General features: G+C 70.4%; 30 protein-coding genes. 16 read left to right on the top strand and 14 right to left on the bottom strand.

The genetic code is table 11. The features are described 5' to 3' along the window. The first annotated feature begins 16 nt into the window (after window positions 1-16). Window positions 17-1,093 (top strand): hypothetical protein, encoded by a 1,077-nt coding sequence (locus R4P08_RS02345; protein ID WP_317812137.1) that lies wholly within the window; start codon window positions 17-19, stop codon window positions 1,091-1,093. Here the strand turns inward: R4P08_RS02345 and R4P08_RS02340 are convergent. Further along, window positions 1,058-2,428 carry an MFS transporter gene (locus R4P08_RS02340; protein WP_317812136.1) on the bottom strand — a complete coding sequence of 457 codons (1,371 nt, stop codon included), beginning with the start codon at window positions 2,426-2,428 and terminating at the stop codon, window positions 1,058-1,060. The two genes, R4P08_RS02345 and R4P08_RS02340, sit on opposite strands and share 36 nt — an antisense overlap. A 73-nt stretch (window positions 2,429-2,501) precedes the next feature. Between R4P08_RS02340 and R4P08_RS02335 the strand changes: the two genes are divergently transcribed. Continuing rightward, the gene (locus R4P08_RS02335; RefSeq protein WP_317812135.1) at window positions 2,502-3,134 is read left to right on the top strand and encodes a YqgE/AlgH family protein; all 633 of its coding nucleotides are present in this window, start codon (window positions 2,502-2,504) and stop codon (window positions 3,132-3,134) included. A 111-nt stretch (window positions 3,135-3,245) separates the two neighbouring features. Continuing rightward, on the top strand, window positions 3,246-4,469 hold the full coding sequence (locus R4P08_RS02330; RefSeq protein ID WP_317812134.1) for an MFS transporter: 1,224 nt from the start codon (window positions 3,246-3,248) through the stop codon (window positions 4,467-4,469). Between the two features lie 61 nt (window positions 4,470-4,530). On the opposite strand, the gene R4P08_RS02325 is transcribed toward R4P08_RS02330, so the two are convergent. Beyond that, the gene (locus R4P08_RS02325; RefSeq protein ID WP_317812133.1) at window positions 4,531-4,950 is read right to left on the bottom strand and encodes a VOC family protein; all 420 of its coding nucleotides are present in this window, start codon (window positions 4,948-4,950) and stop codon (window positions 4,531-4,533) included. Between the two features lie 86 nt (window positions 4,951-5,036). Between R4P08_RS02325 and R4P08_RS02320 the strand changes: the two genes are divergently transcribed. Then, window positions 5,037-5,741, top strand: a complete 705-nt coding sequence (locus R4P08_RS02320) for an AzlC family ABC transporter permease (RefSeq protein WP_317812132.1) — start codon at window positions 5,037-5,039, stop codon at window positions 5,739-5,741. Further along, the gene (locus tag R4P08_RS02315; RefSeq protein ID WP_317812131.1) at window positions 5,738-6,073 is read left to right on the top strand and encodes a branched-chain amino acid transporter permease; all 336 of its coding nucleotides are present in this window, start codon (window positions 5,738-5,740) and stop codon (window positions 6,071-6,073) included. Before R4P08_RS02320 ends, R4P08_RS02315 begins: the two co-directional genes overlap by 4 nt. Before the next feature lie 37 nt (window positions 6,074-6,110). Here R4P08_RS02315 and R4P08_RS02310 read toward each other — a convergent pair whose 3' ends face one another. Next, window positions 6,111-7,355 carry a cytochrome P450 gene (locus R4P08_RS02310; protein WP_317812130.1) on the bottom strand — a complete coding sequence of 415 codons (1,245 nt, stop codon included), beginning with the start codon at window positions 7,353-7,355 and terminating at the stop codon, window positions 6,111-6,113. A gap of 73 nt (window positions 7,356-7,428) precedes the next feature. On the opposite strand from R4P08_RS02310, the gene R4P08_RS02305 reads away from it, so the two are divergent. Then, on the top strand, window positions 7,429-7,881 hold the full coding sequence (locus tag R4P08_RS02305; protein WP_317812129.1) for a MarR family winged helix-turn-helix transcriptional regulator: 453 nt from the start codon (window positions 7,429-7,431) through the stop codon (window positions 7,879-7,881). A gap of 35 nt (window positions 7,882-7,916) precedes the next feature. On the opposite strand, the gene R4P08_RS02300 is transcribed toward R4P08_RS02305, so the two are convergent. Next, entirely contained in the window at window positions 7,917-8,462 is a 546-nt protein-coding gene (locus R4P08_RS02300) for a GNAT family N-acetyltransferase (RefSeq protein WP_317812128.1), read from the bottom strand. Window positions 8,463-8,541: 79 nt separating this feature from the next. Beyond that, the gene (locus R4P08_RS02295) at window positions 8,542-8,871 is read right to left on the bottom strand and encodes a hypothetical protein (protein ID WP_317812127.1); all 330 of its coding nucleotides are present in this window, start codon (window positions 8,869-8,871) and stop codon (window positions 8,542-8,544) included. Between the two features lie 137 nt (window positions 8,872-9,008). On the opposite strand from R4P08_RS02295, the gene R4P08_RS02290 reads away from it, so the two are divergent. The 4 genes from R4P08_RS02290 to R4P08_RS02275 all read left to right on the top strand — a co-directional run bounded on the left by R4P08_RS02290 (window position 9,009) and on the right by R4P08_RS02275 (window position 12,024). Further along, window positions 9,009-9,131 (top strand): hypothetical protein, encoded by a 123-nt coding sequence (locus tag R4P08_RS02290; RefSeq protein WP_317812126.1) that lies wholly within the window; start codon window positions 9,009-9,011, stop codon window positions 9,129-9,131. Between the two features lie 662 nt (window positions 9,132-9,793). Next, window positions 9,794-10,495 (top strand): type 1 glutamine amidotransferase domain-containing protein, encoded by a 702-nt coding sequence (locus R4P08_RS02285; RefSeq protein ID WP_317812125.1) that lies wholly within the window; start codon window positions 9,794-9,796, stop codon window positions 10,493-10,495. 61 nt (window positions 10,496-10,556) lie between these two features. After that, on the top strand, window positions 10,557-11,408 hold the full coding sequence (locus tag R4P08_RS02280) for an alpha/beta hydrolase (RefSeq protein WP_317812124.1): 852 nt from the start codon (window positions 10,557-10,559) through the stop codon (window positions 11,406-11,408). A 64-nt stretch (window positions 11,409-11,472) separates the two neighbouring features. Beyond that, entirely contained in the window at window positions 11,473-12,024 is a 552-nt protein-coding gene (locus R4P08_RS02275; protein ID WP_317812123.1) for a hypothetical protein, read from the top strand. Here the strand turns inward: R4P08_RS02275 and R4P08_RS02270 are convergent, their stop codons facing one another. After that, window positions 12,025-13,011, bottom strand: a complete 987-nt coding sequence (locus tag R4P08_RS02270) for a bile acid:sodium symporter family protein (protein WP_317812122.1) — start codon at window positions 13,009-13,011, stop codon at window positions 12,025-12,027. 51 nt (window positions 13,012-13,062) lie between these two features. Between R4P08_RS02270 and R4P08_RS02265 the strand changes: the two genes are divergently transcribed. Further along, window positions 13,063-13,446, top strand: a complete 384-nt coding sequence (locus tag R4P08_RS02265) for a YidH family protein (protein ID WP_317812121.1) — start codon at window positions 13,063-13,065, stop codon at window positions 13,444-13,446. Continuing rightward, window positions 13,443-13,811, top strand: coding sequence for a DUF202 domain-containing protein (locus R4P08_RS02260; protein WP_317812120.1), 369 nt, complete (start codon window positions 13,443-13,445; stop codon window positions 13,809-13,811). The genes R4P08_RS02265 and R4P08_RS02260 overlap by 4 nt, the downstream gene beginning before the upstream one ends. On the opposite strand, the gene R4P08_RS02255 is transcribed toward R4P08_RS02260, so the two are convergent. The 4 genes from R4P08_RS02255 to R4P08_RS02240 all read right to left on the bottom strand — a co-directional run bounded on the left by R4P08_RS02255 (window position 13,780) and on the right by R4P08_RS02240 (window position 16,196). Next, window positions 13,780-14,265: an SRPBCC family protein gene (locus R4P08_RS02255; protein WP_317812119.1), complete on the bottom strand. Its 486-nt coding sequence runs from the start codon at window positions 14,263-14,265 to the stop codon at window positions 13,780-13,782. The two genes, R4P08_RS02260 and R4P08_RS02255, sit on opposite strands and share 32 nt — an antisense overlap. 89 nt (window positions 14,266-14,354) lie before the next feature. Further along, window positions 14,355-14,933, bottom strand: coding sequence for a hemerythrin domain-containing protein (locus R4P08_RS02250; protein WP_317812118.1), 579 nt, complete (start codon window positions 14,931-14,933; stop codon window positions 14,355-14,357). 142 nt (window positions 14,934-15,075) lie between these two features. Next, on the bottom strand, window positions 15,076-15,684 hold the full coding sequence (locus tag R4P08_RS02245; protein WP_317812117.1) for an SdpI family protein: 609 nt from the start codon (window positions 15,682-15,684) through the stop codon (window positions 15,076-15,078). Beyond that, window positions 15,681-16,196 carry a MarR family winged helix-turn-helix transcriptional regulator gene (locus R4P08_RS02240; protein WP_317812116.1) on the bottom strand — a complete coding sequence of 172 codons (516 nt, stop codon included), beginning with the start codon at window positions 16,194-16,196 and terminating at the stop codon, window positions 15,681-15,683. The genes R4P08_RS02245 and R4P08_RS02240 overlap by 4 nt, the downstream gene beginning before the upstream one ends. Window positions 16,197-16,296: 100 nt before the next feature. On the opposite strand from R4P08_RS02240, the gene R4P08_RS02235 reads away from it, so the two are divergent. Both R4P08_RS02235 and R4P08_RS02230 read left to right on the top strand, forming a co-directional pair. Beyond that, the gene (locus R4P08_RS02235; protein ID WP_317812115.1) at window positions 16,297-16,779 is read left to right on the top strand and encodes a DoxX family protein; all 483 of its coding nucleotides are present in this window, start codon (window positions 16,297-16,299) and stop codon (window positions 16,777-16,779) included. 150 nt (window positions 16,780-16,929) lie between these two features. Beyond that, a complete protein-coding gene (locus R4P08_RS02230) occupies window positions 16,930-19,920 on the top strand; it encodes a leucine--tRNA ligase (protein ID WP_317812249.1) in 2,991 nt (996 codons plus the stop codon). Between the two features lie 97 nt (window positions 19,921-20,017). On the opposite strand, the gene R4P08_RS02225 is transcribed toward R4P08_RS02230, so the two are convergent. From R4P08_RS02225 to R4P08_RS02215, 3 genes are read right to left on the bottom strand one after another with little or no spacing between them, the layout of a single operon-like run. Continuing rightward, complete coding sequence (locus tag R4P08_RS02225) at window positions 20,018-20,407, bottom strand: hypothetical protein (RefSeq protein ID WP_317812114.1); 390 nt, start codon at window positions 20,405-20,407, stop codon at window positions 20,018-20,020. Between the two features lie 2 nt (window positions 20,408-20,409). After that, complete coding sequence (locus tag R4P08_RS02220; protein WP_317812113.1) at window positions 20,410-21,306, bottom strand: SDR family NAD(P)-dependent oxidoreductase; 897 nt, start codon at window positions 21,304-21,306, stop codon at window positions 20,410-20,412. Beyond that, window positions 21,303-21,842, bottom strand: a complete 540-nt coding sequence (locus tag R4P08_RS02215; RefSeq protein ID WP_317812112.1) for a nuclear transport factor 2 family protein — start codon at window positions 21,840-21,842, stop codon at window positions 21,303-21,305. Before R4P08_RS02215 ends, R4P08_RS02220 begins: the two co-directional genes overlap by 4 nt. A 24-nt stretch (window positions 21,843-21,866) precedes the next feature. Between R4P08_RS02215 and R4P08_RS02210 the strand changes: the two genes are divergently transcribed. Beyond that, window positions 21,867-22,301 (top strand): nuclear transport factor 2 family protein, encoded by a 435-nt coding sequence (locus R4P08_RS02210; protein WP_317812111.1) that lies wholly within the window; start codon window positions 21,867-21,869, stop codon window positions 22,299-22,301. Between the two features lie 4 nt (window positions 22,302-22,305). Here the strand turns inward: R4P08_RS02210 and R4P08_RS02205 are convergent, their stop codons facing one another. Continuing rightward, complete coding sequence (locus R4P08_RS02205) at window positions 22,306-23,694, bottom strand: lipase family protein (protein ID WP_317812110.1); 1,389 nt, start codon at window positions 23,692-23,694, stop codon at window positions 22,306-22,308. Between the two features lie 395 nt (window positions 23,695-24,089). Between R4P08_RS02205 and R4P08_RS02200 the strand changes: the two genes are divergently transcribed. After that, complete coding sequence (locus R4P08_RS02200; protein ID WP_317812109.1) at window positions 24,090-24,812, top strand: hypothetical protein; 723 nt, start codon at window positions 24,090-24,092, stop codon at window positions 24,810-24,812. The last annotated feature ends 35 nt before the right edge of the window (window positions 24,813-24,847 follow it).

Below are 24,847 nucleotides of genomic sequence, written 5' to 3'. Positions count from 1 at the left end.
CGCCACCATTCGGGGCATGGACTACTTCTTTGGAGACGGCGCCGGCGAGCCAACTCAGTGGCAGGGTGCGCCCGATCTCACGCTGGGAACCGGTGCCGCGGACGCGCTGTGGCTGGACTTCGACGGCGACGGGTTGGCCGACGACGCCCTGTGGGACTCGAATCTCGACGGTGTCGCCGATCGTGTGGTCACCGACGTGGGGGCCGGTGCGCAGGAGGTCTATTCCGACGACGGTCGCGGGGTGTGGAACGCCTATGCGGGTGGCGCCGGTGCGCTGGTGGCGGGCTCGACCGGGTCGGGATCTGTGGGCGGAGGTTCTGTGGGCGCCGGGTCTGTCGGGGTCGGCTCGGCCGGTGCCGGTTCCGTGGGGGTCGGCTCGACCGCAGGGGGTTCTGTCGGCGTGGGTTCGGTCAGTGGGGGTTCCCTGGCTGCGGGTTCGGCGTTGGCGGGCGCCGCGGGGGCGGGAGCGCTCGTGGACGGCGCGGTGGCGGCGGGTTCCGAGGCGCTGGGTTCGATGCCGGACTGGGGGACGCTGCTCGCGGATGCGGTCGGCGCGCTCGACCACGGTTCGCTCGAGTCGGAGTCGGCCAGGTGGTCTGCTCCCCCGGTGATCGAACCCGAACCCGCTCCTCCCGCCGCTGAAACCGTCGGCGACGCCCCGTCCCCGGCGGAGCAGCCGGTGCTCGAGCCGGCGCCTGAACCGGTGGCACCGAGCCCCGTGCAGGGTGGAACGGTCCCGGAGCCGGCTCCCCCGGTGCTCGAGGCCGACGGCTCACTCACCGTGGACACCGGCAGCGGCCTGATGTCGGTCGCCGACGTCGATGGCGACGGCCACCTCGACTCGGCCCTGCCCGTGGTCCCGGTGCTGCCGCAGGGCTCGCTCGAGGTGGGAGCGATCGACGCCGGTGCGGTGGGTGTCGGGTCCGCCGCTGCGGGATCCGCGGCGGCCGGCTCCGTGGGTGCAGGCTCGGTCGGCGTCGGCTCGGTCGGTGGCGGATCCGTGGGAGCGGGCTCCGTGGGCGGAGGCTCAGTCGGTGGCGGTTCGGTTGGTGGCGGTTCAGTGGCCGCCGGGTCGATCGGTGTCGGCTCCTGACCGGGTGCTGACGACCACTGCGAGCACCACGGCGGCGGCGTATAGAGCAGCCGGGACCACCATGAGTGCCACGGACCGGCCGTCGGCGGGGACGAACGGCAGGACGGCGATCATGCCCACGACGAACGCCGAGTTGAACAGCGCATCCTGGAGGGCGAACACGCCACCGCGTCGGGCGTCGGGGACGTCGGTCTGCATGGCGTTGTCGGCGACCAGTTTGACCACCTGGGCGCCCAGGCCCAGGGCCACGGCGCCGACGATCAGCGCGGTGGGGTTGAGAGTCGGACCGACCGCGAGTTGGGCTGCAGCTGAGACCGCCGAGCCGGCCGCCACGACGAGGATCCGCCTGGTGCGCGCGATGGCCCACGGGGCTGCCACCGCCGCCAGTCCCATCCCGCCGGCCACCGCGGCGGAGAGCAGGCCGAACCCGCCCATCCCGGCCACAACGGGACCGCCTCCCCCGATGGCCTCGACGTCTCGGAGCAGCAGGATCGCGAGCATGGTGGTGATACCGAACGCTGCCCGGGCGAGCGTGACGCCGGCCAACGCGACCCAGACGAGGGCAGTGGAGCGGGCGGCCCGGACGCCCTCGGCCAGACCGCCGGCAAACAGCCGCACGGAATCCCGGGTCACGGCGATATCGGGGCGGGTGCCGGGCTCACCGTCGTCGGGCCCGAGGTGGCGGGCGGGCAGTGCCAGGACCGCCCACACGCCCACCATCGCGGTGATCACGGCGGGGACGAGGGTCCACGAGACCGCGGCGTCGCCCGCCCCGAGCACGGCGAGCACGGCGAACGCCGCGACGGCGCCGACCGCGGTCACCACCGATCCCACCGTGACCAGCACGGAGTTGGTTGCCGCGAGGATCCGGTCGGGCACCACCCTGGGCATCGCAGCGGTCATGCCGGTGTTGATGAGTCGGCCGAGTCCGATCGCCACCAGCGAGAGTCCGAACAGCGCGGCCAGGCCTCCACCCGACCGCACCGCGCCGGCGGCGATCAACACGATCGTGGCGACGATCGTGAGCGTCCTGACCAGCGCGGCGACCGCCACCACGACCCGGCGGTCCCAGCGGTCCAGGGCCGCGGCGGCGAACGGGCCGACGATCGAATACGGCAGCAGCATCACGGCGAACCCGCCCGCGATCGTCGCCGGGGTCGTGGCGGCCTCCGGGCTGAACAGCACGATCCCACCGAGCGCGGCCTGGTGGATCCCCTCGCTGAGCAGCGCGGCGAGGCGGGCGGTGGACAGGCGGCCGAGACCGTCGGATTCGCGCAACGCGTTGGCGAGGCGTCCGCGCAACGCCTCGGCCGGCTCGACGGAAAAGGAGGTCACGGGAGCCACCGTAGCGAGACCTGATCGAGGGGACGCGGATGTGGGCGGACGGCGACGGGGGCATCATGGGGGCATGGACACGGGATCGGACGATCTGAGCGGCGGGGGCCTCTTCGGTGACCGCCTCTACGACGCGATGGACAAGCGCGAGCCCGAGGCCGGATCGCTGCTCATCGCGGCGCCCGACATGCCCGACCCCAACTTCCAGCGATCCATCATCTATGTGATCGAGCACGACCACTCCGGTTCGCTCGGAGTGGTGATCACCCGTCGCAGCGAGACGCCCGTGGAGAGCATCCTCCCCGCCTGGGCCGAGCTCTGTGCGTCGCCCGCGGTGTTTCACATCGGCGGTCCCGTCAAGCCGGACACCGGGATCGCGTTGGTGGTGCTGGGGTCGGGTGGCGATGGCGAGCTGTACTCCGGGCTGCAGCAGATCGAGGGCAGGGTTCATGTGGTGGACCTCGACAGCGAGCCCGATCTGCTGCGGGACAAGGTGGAGGGCATGCGCGTCTTCGTGGGCTACACCGGATGGGCTCCGGGGCAGCTGCAGGGCGAACTCGACCGCGGCGACTGGTACGTGGCCCCGAGCCTGCCGAGCGACCTGCTGGCGCCCGCCCGGGTGGACATCTGGGGCACGGTGCTGCGCAGGCAGGAGATGCCGCTCCCGCTGTATGCCACCTACCTCAATGACGGCGACGTGAACTGACCTCACCCACGCCCTGACCTCGGCCTCGCGCCGGGCGGCACCTCGCAACGTTCATTCCCACTGCTTGGGAATGACTATCTACTTCTTGAGATCGGGCCTACTCTCGGGCTGGTGGAGACGGTGGCGATCGACCCAGCTCGGGTGACGGCCCGGCACTGGCTGGTGCTGGCCGTGGCCACGTTCGTCGCGGCGTCCGGCTCCGCTTTTGTCGTGGGGATCGGCTTCCTGCTCCCCCACCTGCACACCGACCTGGGGATGTCGCTTCCCCGGGCGGGCATCCTGGTGGCCATGCCATCGGTGGGTATGGCCTCCGCCCTGATCGCGTGGGGTTGGCTGGTCGACCGCAGCGGCGAGAAACTGGTCCTGGTCGCCGGCTCGGTGGGTGCGGCTCTGGCCCTGACAGCGGCCCTGACCACCGATTCTTATCCGCTCCTCTCGGTGTTCTTGCTGCTCGCCGGCGCGGCGACGGCCTCGGGGAACTCGGCGAGCGGGCGACTGGTGGTGGGCTGGTTCCCGGCGCACCGTCGCGGGCTGGCCATGGGGATCCGGCAGATGTCGCAGCCGCTGGGTGCCGCGGTCGCGGCGATGTCGATGCCCCTGCTCGCGCAGTCGCACGGTCTGCGCGCGGCCCTCGCGGTCCCCTTGGTGCTGGCGGTGGTGTCGGCGGTGGCGGCCCTCGTCGTCGTCACCGACCCGCCCCATCCCCCGGTCCCGCCGCGCCCCACCGGCCAGGAGGCGCCCGACGCGGCGGACGGATCCCCCTATCGCGAGTCCCGTCACCTGCAACGGATCCACGTGGTCTCGGTGCTGCTCGTGCTGCCCCAGGGAATGCTGCAGGCGTTCCTCTTGGTGTGGCTGGTGCTGGGGCACGGGTGGTCGGCGGTGTCCGCGGGAGTGGTGGTCACGGTGAGTCAGGTGTTGGGCGCGGTGGCCCGGATCGTGGCCGGCGCGGTCTCGGACCGGATCGGGTCGCGGATGAGACCCCTTCGCGGGGTGGCGATCTCGGTGACCGCGGGCCTCGCGGCGCTGGCGGCAGCGGAGGCGCTGGGTGCGCCCGGGGTCGTCGCCGTGACCCTGGCGGTGGTCGCGAGCGTTCTGTCCGTGTCGGACAACGGCCTGGCCTTCACGGCGGTCGCCGAATACGCCGGGTCGCGCTGGAGCGGTCGCGCCCTGGGCGTGCAGAACACCTCGCAGTTCGTCACGATCTCCGCGGTCACTCCCCTGGTCGCCGCGGTGATCGAGCGGGTGGGTTACTGGCCCGTGTTCGCCGGCGCTGCCGTCGTGGCGGCCCTCGCAATCCCGCTCGTGCCGGGAGCCGACCGGCGTCGGGTCTGACCGCGCGGCGATGATCGGCAGAGCGGCCGGCGGGCGGCGTGTCTGACCGCTTTAGTCGGCGTCAGGGCAGGGGCTGGCCGAGATACTGGCCGACGGACCACACGTTGCCCTCGGGGTCGCGGGCGGAGAAGGTGTGATCGCCGTAGTCGGTGTCGTGGATCTCCATGACGATCTCGGCGCCGGCGGCCTTGGCCCGCGCGTAGACGACGTCGGCGTCGGCCGTTACCACGTACGCCAGACCGGTGCCCACGGGCTTGGAGTGTGGGTCGTCGGCGCCGCGTCGCTGGTCGCCGAGCATGACGCCGCCGCCCTCGGGCCAGAGCAGTTCGGCGTGGACGATCTGGCCCTCCTCGGCGTGTGAGAGGGTCTCGACGAAGCCCAGGGCCTCGACGAGCCAGTCGATCATGGCGCGGGCGTCCGAGCACTGGAAGCAGTGCCAGACGGTGGGAGCGGGCGGGGATCCGGGCTGGTGAGCGCTCATGCCCTCGAGTGTGCGCCGGTCGGGGCGCCGAGGGAAGGCCTGAAGACGGGGGTGGGTCCGATCGGCGGCTGGCTAGACTGCCCGGCGTGCCGACAGCCCCCTCCACCAGCGCGGAGATCCGCAAGGGTCTGGCCGACAGTTCGAGCGTCGGCCTGGGATTGGTACCGCTCGGACTGGCCTTCGGGGTGCTGATCACACAGGCGGGGTTCGACTGGTGGTGGGCGCCGCTCTTCTCGGTCCTCATCTACGCCGGTTCGATGGAATTCCTGGCTATCGGCCTGCTCACGGCGGTCACTCCCCTGTACTCGCTGGCCGCCACGGCCTTCCTGGTCAACTTCCGGCACGTCTTCTACGGGCTGAGCTTCCCGCTCGAGTCCATCCCTTCCCGTCTCGGCCGGCTCTACGCCGTCTACGCCCTCACCGACGAGGTCTACGCGATCACCGCGACCAAGCGGCGCAGGGACATGACCGGGCCCCGGACGCTGACCATCGCGATCACCTGCCAGACGCTGTGGGTGGTCCCGGGGATCATCGGCGGGCTGGTCGGGGCGGCCCTGCCGGATGGGCTGGACGGGCTCCAGTTCGCACTGACCGCCCTGTTCGCGGTTCTCGCGGTGGACGCCTGGCGGGCCTCCGGTGACCTGCCGGCCCCGGTGATCGGGGTGGTCTGCGGTCTGGTGGCGGCGTGGGTGGCGCCGGAGCAGATGTTGATCATGGGGCTGAGCGCGTTCGTGGCGGTCCTGCTCGCGCGGTTCGCGTGGGGCACCCGCGGCGGTCGGGAGGACGCATGAGCGCTGAGTTGCCGGGCGCCGGTTACCTGCTCGCCGGACTCGGGGTGATGCTCGTGGTGACGGTCGCCCTGCGGGCGGCTCCGTTCGTGGCGCTGACGCGGCTGCGCGACTCGGAGGTCGTGCGCTATCTGGGTCGCACGATGCCCGCCGGGGTGATGGTGGTGCTGGTGATCTACACCCTGCGCGACACCACGACCGCCCTCGCTTCGTGGGTGCCCGCCGCCGCGGCGCTGGCGCTCACTCTTGCTGTGCACCTGGCGTTTCGGCGGGCGGCGGCGAGCATTGTCCTGGGCACAGCGGCCTACCTGGTGTTGCAGGCGTGGCTGGGCTGAGCGACGTCGGCCCGGCAGGGAGCGCGGCCGCCCCGACTCAGCGGGCCACGGGGCAGGTGCCCAGGTCGACCTTCCACTCGGTGAGGCCGTTGAGCCAGCCGGACCGCAGCCGCTTGGGGTCGCCGAGCGAGGTGAGGTCGGGCAGGTGGTCGGCCACGGCGTTGAAGATCAGGTCCAGCTGCATCTTGGCCAGGTTGGCGCCGACGCAGTAGTGCGGGCCCTGGCCGCCGAAGGTCACGTGCGGGTTGGGGTCGCGGAGGATGTTGAACGTGAACGGGTCCTCGAAGACCTCTTCGTCGAAGTTCGCCGAGCCGTAGCAGAGCAGCGCGCGCTCGCCTTTGCGGATGGTCACGCCCCCGATCTCCACGTCTTCCATGGCGGTGCGCTGGAACTGGGTGATCGGCGAGGCCCACCGCAGGATCTCGTCGATGGCCGTCTCGGGCCGCTCCTTCTTGTACAGCTCCCACTGCTCGGGGTTCTCCAGCATGGCCACCATCCCGTGCGTGGTGGCGTTGCGGGTGGTCTCGTTTCCGGCCACGGCCAGCAGGGTGACAAACCAGCCGAACTCGTCCGAGGAGAGGTGCTCACCGTCGATGTCGGCCTGGACGAGCTTGGTCACGATGTCGTCCTGCGGGTCGGCCGCCCGGGCCTCCGCCATCTTGTTGGCGTAGTCGATGAGCTGCATGGACGCGATCGCGGCGTTGTCCATCCCGCCCTCCGCGTCGTAGCTGGTCATGGTGTTGGACCACTCGAAGATCTTGTGGCGGTCCTCCTGCGGCACACCCAGCAGGTCGGCGATCGCCTGCAGCGGCAGCTCGGAGGCCACCGAGGTCACGAAGTCGTCGGCGCCGGCCGCGGCGGCCTCGGTGACGATCCTGCGGGCGCGGTCCGCGAGCTCGTCCCGCATCCCGGCGACGCCGCGCGGGGTGAAGCCGCGGGAGATGATCCGGCGGTGCTTCTTGTGGATCTCGCCGTCCTCGTTGACCAGCATCTCGCGCTGGGCCTCGATGATCGACCGCTCGGTGCCCTCGGCGAAGCGCGGGATCATCGTGTTCTCGCCGGCGGAGAAGGTCTCTCCCGTCACGCGCGAGATCTCCTTGACGTCGGCGTGCCTGGTGACCAGCCAGTAGTGGTCATCGTCAAAACCGTCGGACCCGGCGCGCTTCTCCACGCGATGGATCGGTTCGGTCTGGCGCAGCTGACGCCACTCGTCGTGCGGAAGTCGTTTCACGAACAGGTCCGGGTCGGTGAAGTCGAATCCTGCCGGGATGGTCACGTTCACGGTGGCTCCTGCGCCTCGTCCCCCGCCGGGGTCGGCAGGAGTGGGAAAGGTGAATAGTGGTAACTATATACACGTGGCACTATCTGCGAGTGAGATTCTCGACCGCGCATTGATGCTGGCCGAGGAGATGTCCGGATCGATCGCGCGAGCCGCGGCGAACTACGGTCTCACCGTGCCGCGACTGGAGTTGCTGTTCGTCCTGGGCCTCGAGGGCGAGTGCAAGCAGGTGGAGCTGGCGACCTACCTGGATTGCTCTCCGCGGCAGGTCACCGCCCTGGTCGACGGCCTGGTGGCCAGTGGCCACGTGGTCCGGACCATGCCGCCGGACGACCGGCGGGTCCGGTTGGTGAACCTCACCGACGAGTCACGCCGGATCGTGGACGAGGTGGTGTCAGCGCGGGTGTCGTTGGCGGAGTGGATGTTCGAGGGGCTCGACGACGACGAGCTGCAGGCATTCGGCGCCGTCTCGGAGAAGCTGGTCTCCCGGATGAGTGGGCGTGCACTGACCCGGCTGGCCGAGCAGTGAGTCAGGCTGCTCGTTGAGTCAGGCGGTGCAGTGAGTCAGGCCGAGCAGGCCGCGCAGCCGGTGTCCTCAAGGGCGTATTCGACGAACCCGCGGGCGCGGTAATTGGGGATCGCGGCGGGGGAGTCGTCGACGCAGGTGTGGAGCCAGACCCTCTGACATCCGGGGACCTGCCAGGCGATACGGGCGATTTCGGAGAGGAACCAGCCGCCGACGCCCAGGCCGGCGAAGCGGGGGAGCAGGCCGAAGTAGACCAGTTCGACGTCGACCCCGTCATCTGCGGCCTCTGGGCCCTGTCCTGCGGTGTCGTGGCAAGGACTCATGCGGAGTTCGGCGAATCCCGCGACCTCGGTGCCGCGGGTGGCGCGGAACGTCGTGAGGCAAGGGTCGGCGCAGTAGGAGGCCCAGCGCCCCTCCGACCATCCGAGGCGATCGGTCCAGTTCCAGTCGCCTCCGATGTCCCGATACATCTGGGAGTTGAAGGCGGGCTCGGCCGGGAAGACCCGGGAGATCGTCAGGTCCGCGCGACGAGCCGGGCGCAGCCACGACGCAGAGGTCTGCTGCAGGTAGGTCACGCTGGTCATCGCACTATTCAAACACCGGAGCCCCAAGGAAGCCCAACTGGTGTGAGGCTGCCCCGGGGCGACGGGTGTACCCGGTGAGTCAGTTGACGTTGATCCGGAAGCCCGGGATATTGAGGCCGTTCACGACGCCGGCGGCCGAACCGACGGCGTCGTTGTAGAGCTCAGCGCCGGCGTTGCCGACCCCACCGGCCACGTGGGGGTTGGTGCCGGCAGCCGCCGCACCGATGCCGAGGGCTCCGAGACTGCCCGCGCCGCCGAGGGCGGCGGCTGCGGTGCCGGCGACCGTGACTGCTGGGGCGGCCAGCGCCGGCCCGGCCAGTGACGCTGCTGCGGGGCCGAGGCTCACGAGTCCCCCGGTGATGAGGGTGCCGATAGCGCCGATTACGGCGAGGATGCCAGCGGGAATCATGTTGTTCTCCTTGTTTGAGGTGTCCAGACGCCGTCGGAGTCAGCCGATGGTGACGTGTTTGGGTTGGATGAGCGGTTGTGGATTAACTGGCAGCAGATCAAGAGTTATGCCTGGTAGCGGCGGGTGAGCCGGCGCGCGTGCGGGCGCCGGGGAAGGGCTGGGAACCGGTGCCGGAGCTGGCCGGTAGGGAGCAGGAGTTCGAGCCACGGGCGTTCTCGGCGCTCGTGGAGCAGGCGGTGGCGCTACGCGAGTTGCGGTAGCCGCGACTGGAGCGGGCGGCACCGCCGCCCGAGGAACCGCCACGGGAGTAGGGGATTCGGACGTCGCGTGTGGTGCGTTGGTGACCGCGGCCGTCGAGGTGGCGGGAGTAGGGGAAGGCGGCACCCTCGGTGATGTGGGGAACGCCGTCACCGAGGTGGTCAGCCCGCCCTGAGCGGATGAGGTTTGAACGGAGGCGTTGCTTGTGGCGATCGCCGGGTCTTCCGCGAACGTCCACGCGACGGATGTGCCCACCGCGAAACCGAGGAGTGCCAGCCCGGCTAGGGCGAGCGCCGGAATGGCCGGCTTGGGAGCGGTTAGCACGGTATCCACCGTCATCTCCAGCCTCCCGAAGTCTCCGTCGTGGGAGCGATCGGCGCCCCACACTCGCCTCTTGGCTCGTGCGGAGTGAACGCTAAGGCTGGGTGGGTCGGGCGGCAACGGCTTCGTTAGCTAACTATCGAGCTCGACCAAAGGCGCTCTGACCTGCTGATACATCGTCAACATTCTGACTGGGGCGTCTGCGCAGGTAGACGGCGTACACAAGTGAACCGCAGGGACATTGCACTGCTATAGGAATTCTGTTATCTACTTCGAATCGTCGGGCGATCCGCGCTGATCCCGACCAGTTGCGTATCGCTCCGACCTCCGTAGGGTCGCGCCCATGACAAGTGTTCTCATGATCCTGTCCGCAGCCGACCACTGGACCCTCAAGGACGGCTCCAAGCACCCCACCGGGTTCTGGGCCGAGGAGTTCGTGGCCCCCTACGAGGTGTTCACCAAGGTCGGCTGGTCGGTCACAGTCGCGACCCCGGGCGGCCGCGCACCCACGGTTGATCAGGCCAGTCTGGGGGAGGGCGCCGGAGATCCGGAGACCCTCCAGAAGGTCAAGGCCGCGCTCGACGAGCTCGCGACTGTCCTGGGATCGCCCACAGACCTCTCCGCCGTGGACCACACGGAGTTCGACCTGGTCTTCTACCCCGGCGGCCACGGCCCGCTCGAGGATCTGGCCGTGGACCGGGCCTCCGGGGCGATCCTCGCCGAGAGGATGACCGCCGAGAAGCCGGTGGCCCTGCTCTGTCACGCTCCCGCCGCAGTGCTTGCCGCCTCCGAGGATCCGGCCTCGTCGCCGTTCGCCGGCTACCGGATGACCGGGTTCTCCAACATCGAGGAGGAGCAGGTCGGCCTAGCCGAGAACGCCCCCTGGCTCCTCGAGGACAAGCTCGTCGAGCTCGGCGCCGAGTACTCGTCTGCCGCGGAGCCGTGGGGCTCGTACGTCGTGGTGGACCGGAACCTCTACACGGGCCAGAATCCCCAGTCGTCCGTGGAGCTGGCCGAGCGGATCGTCTCCGAGTTGGCCGGCTGAACTACGCAGCTGACTAATGCGTTCGGGGCCCTGACGTGAGAAGCCGCATCGTGGACCCGCGATGAGCCACATCGTCGACCGCGACGCCCTCATCAACGGGCACCGCATCGCCTACGGCATCCACGGGGCCGGAGAGCCTGTCGTGTTGGTGCACGGCACGCCGTCGTCGTCGTATATCTGGCGCGACGTCGTGCCACGGCTCGTCGTCGCGGGGTACCGCGCCCACGTCTTTGACCTGCTGGGATACGGACTCTCGGAGCGGCCGCGGGACCCGGGCGTCGACACCTCGATCACCGGCAACGAGGCGGTACTCAACGGACTGCTGGAGGAGTGGGAGCTGGACACCTTCCACCTGGTGGCGCACGACATCGGCGGCGGGGTCGCCCAGCGCTTCGCGGTGCACGGCGCCGAGCGCCTGCGCACGCTCACGATGATCGACGTGGTGAGCTTTGACAGCTATCCCTCGGAGCGCACCCGCGCGCAGATGGCCGAGGGACTGGAGGTGCTGGCCAAGAAGCCCGACGACGAGCACCGGGCGCACTTCCGGGAGTGGTTGCTCTCCACCCACAGTGATCCGGCGAGCTTTGATCCCGAGGCGCTGCAGATCTACGTGGACCTCATCAGCGGGCCGATCGGCCAGCCGAGTCTGTTCCAGCACCAGGTCGCGCACTACGACCCGGTACACACCCTGGAGATCAGCGACCGGCTGCACACGCTGGGGGAGACCCCCGTCCAGCTGATCTGGGGCGCGGACGACACCTGGCAGACCCTCGACTGGGCGCACCGGCTGCAGCAGGCGATACCGGGCAGCGCGCTGCAGGTGATCGAGAACTGCGGGCACTTCGCGCCCGAGGAGCGACCGGTGGAGGTCGCGGCGGCGATCCTCGGCTTCCTGTTCCAGCACCGTTCCTAGCGCGTGGTCAGGCCGCCTGATGGGGCGGTCGCGCGCGGGCACGCCCGGCGACCACAATGAACACATGGACTCCACTCACGAGCAGTTCGAGCGCTTCGCCCCACTTCTGGCCCGCGAGGGCGTCGACGTGTCCACCGCGACCGCCGACCAACTCGAGGCTGCGATGGTTCGCGCCCGGCAACGGCAGGCCGCGGCAGTCGCGCACGTGCGCGCGGTCCTGGAGGCGCACGCCCGTGGGGAGACCTCCACCGCCGGCGGCCTGCTCGAGGACCTGGAGCGCTCGGCGGAGGACATTCCCGCACCCCTCCCTGATGCGCTGACCGTCGCGTCCCGGTTCGCTCAGCTCTGCCAGAGCATCGCCCCGGAACTGCCCTCCGCAGTCATCGACGTGGTGCGCGAGGCCGCCAGCGGCCCCGATGCGCCCGAGGGGATGGCCAGGCTCTGCGCGGCCACCCTCCTCGATCTGGACGCAGCCGGCGGCCTCAAATCCGTCGCGCGCCGCCACGGCATCGCCTCCGCCCTGTATGCCGCCGCGGCCATGACGTCCGGGACCTTCCGCGCCTGGGCCACCCAGACCGGCACCCCGATGGCCGAACTGGTCAGCAGCCACGCCTGACTACGAGCGTGAATCTGCGTTGACCTGCTCCTCGCGCCCGTACCGCCCGGCCAGCCACGCGCACACGATCAGCTGGATCTGGTGGAACACCATCAGCGGGAGCACCATGAGCCCCACGGGCTGGCCGACGAACAGTACCGCCGCCATCGGCAGGCCCGTGGCCAGCGATTTCTTGGAACCGCAGAACTGCACGACGCGCTTGTCGCGCTCTTCGAAGCCCAGCACGCGGGCGATCAGCTCGGTCGACCCCAGCACCACCGCGAGCAGGACGCAGCACGCGGCGATCAGCCACGCCAGCTGGGCGGGCCCGATCATCGACCAGATCCCGTCGGCCACGCCGTCGGAGAATGCCGCGTAGACGATCAGGACGATCACGGACTTGTCGAACAAGGCCAGGCGCTTGATCTTCTTGGTGAGCGGCAGCACCCACCGCCGCAGCAGCTGCCCGAGCACGAACGGTAGGAGTAGCTGCAGCGCGATCTTTCCCACCGAGTCCCACGTGATGGCCACCGAGCCGTTCGAGGTCATCAGGACAAAGACCAGCAGGGGAGTGAGGAATACGCCCAGGAGATTGGAGACGGACGCCGAGACGACGGCCGCGCTCACGTGGCCGCGGGCTATCGCCACGAAGGTGATCGAGGACTGCACGGTCGACGGCACCAGCGTCAGGTACAGGAAGCCGGTGGCCAGCGACTCCCCGAGCACCGGCGTCAGCGCCCACCGGGCAACCAGCCCCAGCAACGGGAACAGCAGGTACGTGGCGGCGAGGACCACCGAGTGCAGGCGCCAGTGCGTGAGGCCGGCCAGCAGCTCGCGGGGCTCCAGCCGCGCGCCGTAGAGGAAGAACAGGGCGGCGATACCGACGGTCGTCACCCAGCCCAGCGCGTCCGCCGCGCCACCGGTGGCCGGCAGGAGGGCGGCCACCACCACGGCGGCGAGGATCGCCAGGATGAACGGCTCGATCCGGAGTCGGCGCAGGAGGTTCATCGGTCCATTGCACCACCCGGGCCCCGGAGCCCGACCGATAGGCTCGGGGGCATGACAGAGCAGGACGAGCAGGGGTGGCGGCCCAAGGCGCTGCGGGACGGCGACGAGCCGGACCCGCGGTTCACGCTCGCCAACGAGCGGACCTTCCTGGCGTGGATCCGCACGAGTCTCGGGCTGACCGCCGGGGCGGTGGCCATGGAGGCCTTTGCCGGCGACGAGATCCCGGAGATCATCCGGACCCCGCTGGCCTGCATCCTCCTGGTGCTGGCCGCGCTCCTGGCCGTAGTGGCGTTCCGGCGGTGGATCCGCATCGAGGCCTCCATGCGTCACCAGCAACCGCTGCCGGTGCCGCAGGCGTCCATCCTGCTGGTGCTGGGCATCGCGATCGGCGCGGTGCTGCTCATCGTCGCGATCCTCGGCAACACCTACGCATGACCGCCCCCCGGCGGCGGTTCGGCGTGCGGCCGGAGGCGATCCCGCCGGACGCGGGTCTTGCGGCCGAGCGCACGAGCCTGTCGTGGGCCCGGACCTGGGCCGTGGTGGCGGTCAACATCATCCTGTTGGCCAAGCTCGTGGCCGAGACGTCGTGGATGTGGGCCGCGGTCTTCTCGCTGCTCGCGTTTGTCCCGCTGCTGGCCCTGCTCCGGGTGCAGCGTCATCACGAACAGCGGGTGGGACGCTTTGTCCGGGCGGGCGAGGTAAGGCAGACGCAGGCGCTCTACAACGTCGGCCTGGTGGCGATGGTGCTGTTGATGGCCACCGGCGGGCTCACCGCTGTCCTGTTCCGGGTTCTGCTCTAGCGGCTCGCCCGAGGGATTCGAGGCCCTCCTCGAACTGCGTGCCGAGCATCGCGTCCAGTTTGACGACGCGCGCGAACAGGCTCAGGAGCAGGCCCCGCCGGCTGGTCATGGTCCACGTGACCTCGACCCGCTCGGGTCCGAGCGGGTTCAGCGTGAACACCGTGGGGTTGGTGGCCTTGATGGGCTTGGAGAAGCGCAGGTCGATAGCCACCTGACGGCCCGCCGACGCCTCGACGATCTCCATCGAGCCCGCACCGGCCGCCCGGTTCCCGGACCACTCGTACCGGGCGCCGACCCCGCGCTCGGGGCCGCTGTACTTGCGGTTGAGGTCGGCGTCGACCTTCTCCCAGGGCGACCAGTGCTCCCAGGCGTGGAAGTCCTCGAGCTGCGCGAACACCGCTGCCGCGGGGGCATCGAGGACGGCGGACCGGGAGAGTGAGACGTCCCTTGACATGGCGGGCTCCTTCGTGGCGGACGACTCCCCTCAGTGTGCGCCTGCCACCGGCTCCGGCGCGAGGGTCGCCGGCGCCGGGGCCGGATGTCTCAGGTGTTCTTGATGCGGCCGCTGAGCGCGTCACGCAGGCGGTCGACCATGCCGACGCCGGGTCCGAGGGTCATGTGGAACAGCTCCGAGTGCGGGGATCCGGGGTGCGGCCGGGTGGGGGCGATGGCCTTGGCCGCCTCGACCTTCTTGCCCATGTCCAGCAGCTCGTGGATGGCGAGGTGCTCGCGCAGCTTGGGGAACTGGTCGGACTCCTCGTCGTCGGCGTGGTGGTCGAGGAGCTCCTTGAACTTCTTCACCAGAGCCAGGAACTCCGCGCTCGCGGAGTCCAGGCCCTCGAGCTCCTTCATCACCTCTTCGATCTCCTGGTGCTCCTCCTTGTCGTGCTCCACCTCCTCCTTGCCGCCGGGGACGCTGCGCTCGTACTCGGGGTAGACGAACAGCTCCTCGGCCACGGAGTGGCGCATCACCTCGGCGATGACGGAGTCGGCCAGCGATCGGCGCTCCTCGGGATCGGCGGACGCCTCGATCTTCTCGATCAGCTCGATCATCTCGCGGTGATCGGCGGTGAGGATGTCGACGACGTCTCCGCCGGCCTCTGAGGTGGACTTCTCGGCCATGACGATCTCCTTCACGGTGGGTTGAACCCTGGTGCTGTTGCACGACGGTGCTGTCGCTCAGCGGTGGGTTCGGGTCAACCTCAGACCGTAGGGGGGCCGGGAGGGGCGGGCCACCGGTCGGGCAGCGCCGGGCCGGCCGCGCTCAGTGCGTGGTGGTGGTCTCCGGCTCGCACATGCCCTGGAGGGCGCACGACCCGCAGCCGCCGGTCACGCCGCAGTCGGCGGCCGGGTCGGCGGGGGAGTCGGCGCAGGACCCAGTGCCGGAGCCGGAGCCGGAGTCGGCTCCGGGAGCGGCCGAGCTGCATTGCGAGGCGTGTTCGCCGGGAGAAGCGGGGTCGGCGGAGGACTGGCCGCCGCACCCGCCCTCGGAGCCGCAGCCGCAGCCGCCCTCGTCCTTCTCCCGGGCGGCATCCCAGACCGCCGCCGCGCGGGATCCGGCGAGACCGGCGACGTTGAGCAGGGCGAGCGCGCCGAGAAGAGCGACGACGACGACGAGGCCGCCGACCCAGCCCCCGATCAGCCCCACGCCCAGCGCACCGAGCAGGAGCATGAGTCCGGAGCCGAGGAAGGAGGGGCCGGCGGCGCGGTTGGCCAGGTCCCAGGCCTCTCGGGAGCGGCGGGTCTCGGGCGTGCGGACGCCCAGCACTCCGTTGCCCGGCATCCTGCCGAGCAGTCCCAGCAGGCCGGTGCCCCCGGCCACGAGGGCGAGCCCCACGAGGAGCACCACTACCACCACGAGCACTGCGTTCACGCCACTGAGGGTACGCCCGCCTCGGAACAATTCCGATTCGTCTCATCCCCCGCGGAGCCCTCGACCAGCGCGAGCAGTCGGGCGAGTTCGCGCTTGTCCTGCTCGCTCAACCGGTCCAGGAACACCCGGCGCACGGTGGCGACGTGGTCGGGTGCGGCCTTCTCGATCTCCCGCATCCCCTCCTCGGTGATCGAGACGAACGCGCCCCGGCCGTCGGTGGGACAGCTCGTCCGCTGCACCAGCCCACGCTTGACCATCCGGGTCACCTGGTGGGAGAGCCGGCTGCGCTCCCACAGCAGGGCGTCGGCCAGTGCCGTCATCCGCAGCGGTCCGTCGGCCTCGCTGAGGTACACCAGCACCTCGAACTCCGGCTCCGTCAGGCTCGAGTTGGCCTTGAGGTCGCGCTGGATCTCCAGATGGAGTCGCCCCTGGATGGCGAGATAGTCGCGCCACAGCGCCTTCTCCCCGTCGGTCAGCCACCTGACCTGCCCATTGCGTGCCTGTTCACTCATAGCCCCACCCTACCGCCTTAGTTGACACGACACCTAGCGCGGCGGTAGAAGTGTGTGACGCATCATCAACACCGATGGGCGACCCGAGAGGACTTCAGACGTGACCACCACGACAACCGCCCCCGCACCCCGCGCCCTCCAGGGCGAGACCCGCCTCGTGCCCGTCCCGGCGATCGTCCGCGACATCGGCCTGCTCATCACGCGGGTGCTCCTGGGAGTGGTCCTCATCGCCCACGGTTGGGAGAAGCTCGTCACCAACGGCGCGGGGGCCACGGGGGAGTTCTTCGACTCCGTCGGCGTCCCGGCAGCCCGGGCCGCCGCGGTGTTCGCGGGCGGCGTCGAGCTGGTCGGCGGCATCCTGCTCATCCTGGGACTGCTCACGCCGCTCGTGGCGGCCCTCGTCGTCGTCGTCATGTTCGGCGCCTTCCTCTTCGTCCACCTGGGCGCCGGCGTCTACGCCACGAACGGCGGCTGGGAGCTCGTCGCCGTGATCGCCCTGGCCGTCGCGGTCTTCGGCCTGGTCGGCACCGGCCGCTACAGCGTCGACGCGCTGATCGCCGGGCGTCGCGCCGCCAGGGCCTGATCGAACGGCGTGACCCGCCGCCCGCGGTGCCCACACGCTGACGCGGCCCGATCTGCCTGAGGGTTTAGGCTTGACGGGCCTATGTGTGGGCACCGGCGAGACCAGGGAGAGCAGACAACCGTGAGCAACAGCGACGAGGCCGTCACAGGCATGCAGTCCGACACCGGAGCGCAGTCCGACCAGGCGGCGCCCGCGCATCGCTACGGTGCCGAGCTCGCCGGCGAGATCGAGTCCCGCTGGCAGCAGGAATGGTCCGCGCGCGGCACCTTCGAGGCGCCCAACCCCGTCGGGCCGCTCGCGGCGACGGACGGGACGGCCCCGCCGGAGGACAAGCTCTTCGTCCAGGACATGTTCCCGTACCCCTCCGGCGCCGGTCTGCACGTGGGCCACCCGCTGGGGTACATCGCCACCGACGTCTTCGCCCGCTACAACCGCATGCTCGGCACCAACGTGCTGCACACCCTGGGCTACGACGCGTTCGGCCTGCCCGCCGAGCAGTACGCCGTCCAGACCGGCCAGCACCCGCGCGTGACCACCGAGGCCAACATCGCCAACATGGAGCGTCAGCTCGGCCGCCTGGGCCTGGGCCACGACCGCCGCCGCGTCTTCGCCACCACCGACACCGACTTCTACCGCTGGACGCAGTGGATCTTCCTGCAGATCCACGGCTCCTGGTACGACCCCGAGGCTCCCGCCCGCACCACCGACAGCGGACCGCACGCCAGGCTCACCGGGCGCGCCCGACCCATCTCCGAACTGCGCGAACAGTTCTCGGACGGCTCCCGACCGCTGCCCGCCGAGTTCGCGGGCCGGGCCTGGGCCGAGCTGTCGCGAGGCGAGCAGGAGAAGGTCCTCGACGCCCACCGCCTGGTGTACCTGTCGGACTCCACGGTCAACTGGTGTCCCGGGCTGGGCACGGTGCTGGCCAACGAGGAGGTCACCGCCGAGGGCCGCTCCGAGCGCGGCAACTTCCCCGTCTTCCGCAAGAACCTCTCGCAGTGGATGATGCGCATCACCTCGTACGCCGACCGACTGGTGGACGACCTGGACCGGCTGGACTGGACCGACAAGGTCAAGTCCATGCAGCGCAACTGGATCGGCCGCTCGCAGGGCGCCCGCGTGCGCTTTGCCGTGGCGGACAAGTCGATCGAGGTGTTCACCACCCGCCCCGACACCCTGTTCGGCGCCACGTACATGGTGCTCTCGCCCGAACATCCGCTGGTCGACGAGCTGGCCGGGCCGTTCTGGCCGGAGGCCGGTCCTGCGGGCGCTGCGGGCGCTGAAGCCGGCGAACTGGACGAGCGCTGGACCGGCGGGCACGCCTCGCCCGCCGAGGCCGTGCTGGAGTACCGCCGCCGGGCCGCCACCAAGTCCGACCTGGAACGCCAGGAGAACAAGGACAAGACCGGCGTCTTCACCGGCGCGTACGCCGTCAACCCCGTCAACGGCGCTCAGGTGCCGGTGTTCGTGGCCGACTACGTGCTGATGGGCTACGGCACCGGCGCCATCATGGCCGTGCCCGCGCACGACGCGCGCGACCACGAGTTCGCCACCGCCTTCGGCCTGCCGATCGTGCAGGTCGTGGCCCCGGCCGACGGCCGCGAGCTGGACGTGCAGTCCGAGTCGTACTCGGGTGACGGCGTGGCAGTGAACTCCGCCAACTCCCGCGGGCTGGCGCTCGACGGACTGGGCGTGGACGAGGCCAAGGCCACCACCATCGCCTGGCTCGAGGGCGAGGGTGCCGGCGAGGGGACCGTCCAATACAAGCTGCGCGACTGGCTCTTCGCCCGCCAGCGCTACTGGGGCGAGCCGTTCCCGGTGGTCTACGACTCGGACGGCGTCCCCCACGCACTGCCCGACGAGCTGCTGCCCGTCGAGCTGCCGGAGGTGGAGAACTACCAGCCCGTCTCCTTCGACCCTGACGACGCCGACTCGCTGCCCTCGCCGCCGCTGGCCAAGGCGACCGAGTGGATGACCGTCGAGCTGGACCTGGGCGATGGCCTGGGCACCCGGACGTTCACCCGCGACGCCAACGTCATGCCCAACTGGGCCGGATCCAGCTGGTATCAGCTCCGCTACATCGACCCCACCAACTCCGACGAGCTGTGTGCGCTGGAGAACGAGCGCTACTGGACCGGCCCGCGGCCGGAGATCCACGGCGAGCGCGATCCCGGGGGAGTGGACCTCTACGTCGGTGGAGTCGAGCACGCCGTGCTGCACCTGCTCTACTCGCGCTTCTGGCACAAGGTCCTCTTTGACCTCGGCCATGTGACCAGCGAGGAGCCTTACCGCCGGCTGTTCAACCAGGGCTACATCCAGGCGTTCGCCTACACCGACGCGCGCGGCGTCTACGTGCCTGCCGCAGACGTAGAGCAGCGGGGCGGGAAGTTCTTCCTCGACGGTTCGCCCGACGCACCCGAGGTGTTCCAGGAGTACGGGAAGATGGGCAAGTCGCTCAAGAACTCCGTCTCCCCGGATGAGATCTGCGAGGAGTACGGCGCGGACACCCTGCGGGTGTACGAGATGTCCATGGGTCCGCTGGACACGTCCCGGCCCTGGGCCACCAAGGACGTCGTGGGGGCGCACCGCTTCCTGCAGCGGCTGTGGCGGGTGGCGATCGACGAGTCCACCGGGCAGGCGCGTGTGACCAGCGATGAGCCGCCGGAGAACGTCCTCAAGGCGCTGCACAAGGCCATCGCCGGAGTGCGAGACGACTTCGCCGCACTGCGGGACAACACCGCGATCGCCAAGCTCATCGAGTACGTCAACACCCTCACCAAGGCCTATCCGACGGAGGGGCCGGGGGCGCCGCGCTCGGTGGTGGAGCCGCTGGTGCTCATGGTGGCACCCGTCGCCCCGCACCTGGCGGAGGAACTGTGGTCGCGGCTCGGACACACCGGGACGCTGGCCCACGGCCCGTTCCCCGAGCACGACGAGGCCTACCTGGTCGAGGACTCGGTCGAGTACCCGGTCCAGATCAAGGGCAAGGTGCGCTCACGCATCACCGTCCCGACGGACGCATCGCCGGCAGAGGTGGAGGCCGCCGCTCTGGCTGACGAGAAGGTGCAGGCCAACCTCGGCGGCGCCGCGCCCCGGAAGGTCATCGTGGTGCCGGGGAAGATGGTCAACATCGTCCCCTGAACCTCGGGTTCACCGTCCTGAGGCCCTACGCCCGGAGGGGCAGCGCATCCCCCTCCGGGCCGGCGCGGGTCGCCGACCCAGCGCGGCGCCGGCCCGGTCAGCCGATCTGCACGAAGACGGTCGACGAGGACGCCAGCAGGTAGGCCGTGGTGATCATCCACATCGCGTAGGTCGCGAACAGCCACGGCCGCCAGCGGATATGGCGTTGCCAGCGCCGGTAGGTCTTGACCCCCGAGACCACCGCCAGTGCGAACGCGAGCAGCGTGGGGAGCACGACCACCCAGACACGGTTGGCGGTGGTGCACAGGTCGTCGGTACCCGGACACTGCGGCCCCGTGACGTCGAACAACACGACGATCGCCACCGCCAGGGCGACAGTCATCGCAGAGGACAGCAGGACGTACCGGATGGCCTGACCGGCCTGGCGTTCATTGCGCTCGAGGTGCTCCAGCGGGTCGTCGATGTCGTCGAGTTCGTGCGAGGACACGGCTACGCCCCCGCGAATCCGTTGTGCCCGCCGGCCGCGGCCACCTCGTCGACTGTCGCGATCCCCAACTGCTCATCGGTGACCGGCGGGAAGAGCGGACCCCCGCCGAAGGCGCCCCGGTGTGACAGCGGGACCTCGTCGTCGTCGTTCCTTATCCCGTGCTCGCGACCGTATTCGGCGGTGATCACGGTGGAACCGCTCAGCTCTGCCAGGGACGGGTCCTCGGCGAGCGCGGCGATCACGCGGCCGACGAACGTCGGGTCCTCGGCACGGTCGAGGGGGAAGCCGTTGAAGTCGTCCATCCCCAGCGACAGCAGCAGCTCGGTGCGGATGAGCCCCAGCCACAGCGAGAGGGTGGACACGCCCGTGCCGGCGAGTTCGTGCGCCATGTCCGACGCCATCTTGTCCAGGGCCGTCTTGCTCATCCCGTAGAGGACGGTGTGGAACGGCTGGCGCGAGCCGAACGAGGAGATGTTGACCATCAGGCCAGAGCCCTGCGGGACCATCACCTTGGCGGCCTCGCAACTGGCGACGTAGTGCGCGCGCAGCCCGATGCCGATCAGCGCGTCCCAGTCGCCGGCGGGCCGCTCCCAGAACTTCCCGTTGAAGCCCATGAAGCCCTTGGGGTTGGTCCACACGTTGTTGACCAGCAGGTCCAGGCGCCCGGTGTCGGTGACGATCCGGGCGACGACGGCGACGATCTGCGCGTCGTCAGCGTGGTCGCACTCGAGGGGACGCACCTCGCCAGGGGCCCCGGCGGCGGCGTCGACCGTGACCTGCAGCCGCTCGATCGAGCGTCCGGTGACGTAGACCGTCCAGCCGGCCTCGGCGAGCGCGGTGGCCACGCCCTTGCCCACGCCCCGGCTACCGCCGGTGACCAGGGCGACGCGCGCGGTCACGAGTCGGCTCCGGCGGTCGCGGCGGCGGCAGCGCCGGGGACGGTGTGGGCCTCGGGGTAGGTCACGGTGGCGTTGTCGAGGGTGCGGGTGACCGACCATCCCGGGGTGAACAGGCACTCGGACATGACCCAGCGCCCGCTTTCGACTACGTAGACGTCGGCGTATTCGCCGGTCGACACGGTCTCGGTGCCGTTGTCCCGGTCGACCTGCCGGAACTGCAGGGTCCAGCTGCCGGTGGCGCGTCGAGGGGGTCCACCGGGCCCCGAGCCCTCGATGGTGATCGAGGGCATGAACCCGTGGTGCATGTCGAGGATCCGCGGGCCGCCGTCGGCTGCGGTGGCCAACGCGATCCGGCGGAAGACGTCGACCATCGTGTCCGGGTCGGTGCGGCCCAGCGGACCGAAGTCCAGCACGCCGCCGGTCGCCACGAAGCAGGCCCGGAATCCTCCCGGGTCCTTGGCGTCGCAGGCCCGCCAGTAGCGGTATTTGAGCTGTTCAATGGCCTGGCGTGCGCGGATTTCCTCGTCGGACTGCATGGTGGCCACGTTAGCCTAGGCAGCATGAGCCGAACACTGGTCGAACTGTCCGATCGCTGGGACCTGCAGGACCTGATGACCAGGTACGCGACCTGCATCGACGCGCGTGACTTCGACGCGCTGGACCGGGTCTTCACTCCGGACGCCCGGGTGAGTTACGAGGCCTCGGGCGGTCCCGCAGACACCTATCCGGTCGTGCGGGACTGGTTGGCCGAGATGCTGCCGATTTTTGCCGCCACCCAGCACCTGATGGCCAACCTCGAGGTGAGCCTGGATGGGGACACCGCGTCCGGGCGCTGCATGTGCTTCAACCCGATGGCACTCAGATCGGTGGAGGAGAAGGACCAGCAGGTGTTCTTCTACGGGCTCTGGTACCTGCTGGAGTTCGTCCGGACCGGAGACGGCTGGCGGATCGCCCGCCTCAGCCAGCAGCAGGCGTTCCACCACAACCTGCCGTGAGGTGTCAGACCGTCCCGCAGGAGTTCGGCGCGGGCCGGTCGTGGACGCGGTCCATCAGGTAGCGCGCGCTGGTGGCGCGCTCGGCCAGCATCGGCAGGGCGTGGTCGATCACCAGGCCGGGCGCGACAGCGGGGAGCTCGGCGGTCCGCAGCTCGACGACAGTGCCCTGGGCGCACCAGTTGCGGACCAGGTCCACCGCGGTGTGGTGCGGGACCACGTCGTCGTTACGGCCGATCAGCACCAGCGCCGGCACGGCGGGCGCCACCTTGCCGAGGCTGTAGCCCTCGAGGGCCCGTACGATCTCCGGCTCGGACCGGGCGGCGTCGGCCAGGGAGCGGCCGTCCACCGTGAACTCGGTGGTCCGGCGCAGGCCGTAGGCGAACGCGGTCTCAGCCACGCACTGGGTCGAGGTCACCTCGAGCATGCGGCGGCCCTCGTCGTTGAGCCGGCGGTCGAACGCCGGCCGGAGCTCGGGGTGCACCTGGAGGATCCCGTTGATGGCGTACCCCACCGCACCGGTGAGCACACCGCCGTCGACGCGGTCGAGCGTGCCGAGCATGTCCGACGGCGGGGCGCCCGCGGCGATGCCCACCAGGTTGACGTCGGGGGCGTACTCGCGCTGCATCTCGCCTGCCGCGGCGGCAGCGCCGCCGCCCTGCGAGTACCCGGTCATCACGGTCGGGGAGTCGGGGGCGAGGTCGGTGCCCGCCAGGCGCACCGCGGCGCGGGCGGCGTCGAGCGCCGAGCGGCCCTGGGAGTCGCGGTTGACGTACGGGTGGAGGCCGGGCGTGCCCAGCCCCTCGTAGTCGGGGATGACGACGGCAAAGCCCTCGGCGAGCATCGAGTAGGCGTCGATCACGGTGTACCCGGCCGCCATCGACACCGGCGCGGTCTGCACCCCGAGCCCGACCTCCATGGACCTGGACGGTGCGCACTGGTCACCCTGACCCTGCGTTCCGGGCGTGACCACGGCGAGCGGCCGCGGGCCGGGGCCGTTCCACGCCGCCCGGGGCTGGAGATAGAGGCCGGTGACGGCGATCGGCCCGCCCGCCCCGCCGGTGGACCGGAACATGATCCGCTGCGCGTCGGCGGGCAGCGCGCCGCCCGCCACCAGGTCGGGCACGCTCGGGGTGACGGCCATGGGCTCGCTGCGGATCACAGTGCCCGGGTCGGCGGGCAGCTCGGCCGGCGGGGTGTAGAACGCCGTCCGGTCCGGGGTGTTGGACGACCCCTGATCCGAGGCGCCCGGGACCGAGGAACCCTGTGCGGCGGCCTGGGGAGCGCTGCCGGCCGAGAGCGCCGGCGCGAGCGCCACGACCAATCCGAGCGCGAGACCTCCGGCGACGGAGGGCAGGCCGGGGAAGGCGGACCGGTGGGAAAGCGGTGATCTCACGTGTGCTCCAGGGGTGTCGATGCTGCGGACCCGACTCAGCGGTCAGCCCGCGATGGACAAAACTATAACGTGTGTCTATTCTGCGGGTGGTCCACGTCACGTTCCGGTGGGCGATGGGCCCATAGCGAACACCGCGAACATTAAGGTGGCCGGTGTCGGACGGCGCTGTTACGGTGGGTTCGTGCCAAAAAACGTGCTGATGTGCTGGCGACGCACCCCAACGGGTCCTCGCGCTGCCACCGCCGCCATGACGTAAAAGCGGGTGTCACGAGCCCGCCGGGACCCGGCGGGCCGTCCATTCGTCAGGATCGCGGCCCTCACCGGGCCCGGGGTCAGCCACTGCGACCCGCGCGGCTCAGATATCCGAGCCCACCCTGATCGAGGAGAGATCCCAGGTGACCGCAAGTCCCCGCACCAGTCACGAACCACTCACCGAGTCCGACATCCTGGTGAGCGCTCGCTCGTTGGCCGAGTACACCGACATGTTCGGACTGGACCAGGCAGACCTGCGCCGCCGGATCATCGACTGCCCCGGAGGGGCGGCCAGCGCCGTCGCGGAGATCAGTGCGAACGGCGGGGACGCGATCGCGGTCGATCCCCAGTACTCGCTCGGCGCCTACGACGTGCGGGAGCGGGTCCTCGCTGACCTGGACCGGTCGATCGCCCACTCGCGCGCCCGCGATCTCGACTACGACTGGCACGTCCGCGGCGGCGTGGTGGGCCACGAGACCATCCGCCGGACAGCAGCCGAACTCATGCTCGCCGATCTCGACGCCTCCCCCGAGCGGTACATCGCCGGGGCCCTGCCGTCTCTGCCGCTGGCCGCGGACTCGGCGGACCTGGTCCTGTGCTCCCACCTGCTCTTCACCTACGCCGACCGGATGGACCTGGCCGACCACGTCGATGCGATCGTCGAGATGGCGCGCGTGGCCCCGGAGGTGCGGATCTACCCGCTCGTCGACCACTCCGGGAACCCGCTGCCGGAGCTCGTCCGCAGCGTGATCGCCAAGCTCAAGAAGGAGCGGCTGACCAGCCGGATCGAGCCCGTCATCCGGCCGTTCCAGCTGGCCGCCACCACGCGGCTCGTGGTGGAGCGGAACACCCGCCGGCGGGAGTAGGCGGTATCGCGACGCTCGGGCAGGCGCGCCGACCC

Source organism: Rhodococcus sp. IEGM 1408, from assembly GCF_033142235.1.
Classification (GTDB): Bacteria; Actinomycetota; Actinomycetes; order Mycobacteriales; family Mycobacteriaceae; genus Dietzia.
This window is presented reverse-complemented; position numbering and strand designations above follow the sequence as displayed.

What these genes read in the sequence shown, in the direction of transcription:
- R4P08_RS02250 (WP_317812118.1), bottom strand. Translation starts at nt 14,933, where the DNA reads ATGGCCGAGAAGTCCACCTCAGAGGCCGGCGGAGACGTCGTCGACATC.
- R4P08_RS02295 (WP_317812127.1), bottom strand. Translation starts at nt 8,871, where the DNA reads ATGATTCCCGCTGGCATCCTCGCCGTAATCGGCGCTATCGGCACCCTC.
- R4P08_RS02240 (WP_317812116.1), bottom strand. Translation starts at nt 16,196, where the DNA reads ATGAGTGAACAGGCACGCAATGGGCAGGTCAGGTGGCTGACCGACGGG.
- R4P08_RS02275 (WP_317812123.1), top strand. Translation starts at nt 11,473, where the DNA reads ATGGACTCCACTCACGAGCAGTTCGAGCGCTTCGCCCCACTTCTGGCC.
- R4P08_RS02325 (WP_317812133.1), bottom strand. Translation starts at nt 4,950, where the DNA reads ATGAGCGCTCACCAGCCCGGATCCCCGCCCGCTCCCACCGTCTGGCAC.
- R4P08_RS02300 (WP_317812128.1), bottom strand. Translation starts at nt 8,462, where the DNA reads ATGACCAGCGTGACCTACCTGCAGCAGACCTCTGCGTCGTGGCTGCGC.
- R4P08_RS02260 (WP_317812120.1), top strand. Translation starts at nt 13,443, where the DNA reads ATGACCGCCCCCCGGCGGCGGTTCGGCGTGCGGCCGGAGGCGATCCCG.
- R4P08_RS02285 (WP_317812125.1), top strand. Translation starts at nt 9,794, where the DNA reads ATGACAAGTGTTCTCATGATCCTGTCCGCAGCCGACCACTGGACCCTC.
- R4P08_RS02345 (WP_317812137.1), top strand. Translation starts at nt 17, where the DNA reads ATGGACTACTTCTTTGGAGACGGCGCCGGCGAGCCAACTCAGTGGCAG.
- R4P08_RS02335 (WP_317812135.1), top strand. Translation starts at nt 2,502, where the DNA reads ATGGACACGGGATCGGACGATCTGAGCGGCGGGGGCCTCTTCGGTGAC.
- R4P08_RS02230 (WP_317812249.1), top strand. Translation starts at nt 16,930, where the DNA reads ATGCAGTCCGACACCGGAGCGCAGTCCGACCAGGCGGCGCCCGCGCAT.
- R4P08_RS02315 (WP_317812131.1), top strand. Translation starts at nt 5,738, where the DNA reads ATGAGCGCTGAGTTGCCGGGCGCCGGTTACCTGCTCGCCGGACTCGGG.
- R4P08_RS02215 (WP_317812112.1), bottom strand. Translation starts at nt 21,842, where the DNA reads ATGCAGTCCGACGAGGAAATCCGCGCACGCCAGGCCATTGAACAGCTC.
- R4P08_RS02270 (WP_317812122.1), bottom strand. Translation starts at nt 13,011, where the DNA reads ATGAACCTCCTGCGCCGACTCCGGATCGAGCCGTTCATCCTGGCGATC.
- R4P08_RS02255 (WP_317812119.1), bottom strand. Translation starts at nt 14,265, where the DNA reads ATGTCAAGGGACGTCTCACTCTCCCGGTCCGCCGTCCTCGATGCCCCC.
- R4P08_RS02265 (WP_317812121.1), top strand. Translation starts at nt 13,063, where the DNA reads ATGACAGAGCAGGACGAGCAGGGGTGGCGGCCCAAGGCGCTGCGGGAC.
- R4P08_RS02280 (WP_317812124.1), top strand. Translation starts at nt 10,557, where the DNA reads ATGAGCCACATCGTCGACCGCGACGCCCTCATCAACGGGCACCGCATC.
- R4P08_RS02210 (WP_317812111.1), top strand. Translation starts at nt 21,867, where the DNA reads ATGAGCCGAACACTGGTCGAACTGTCCGATCGCTGGGACCTGCAGGAC.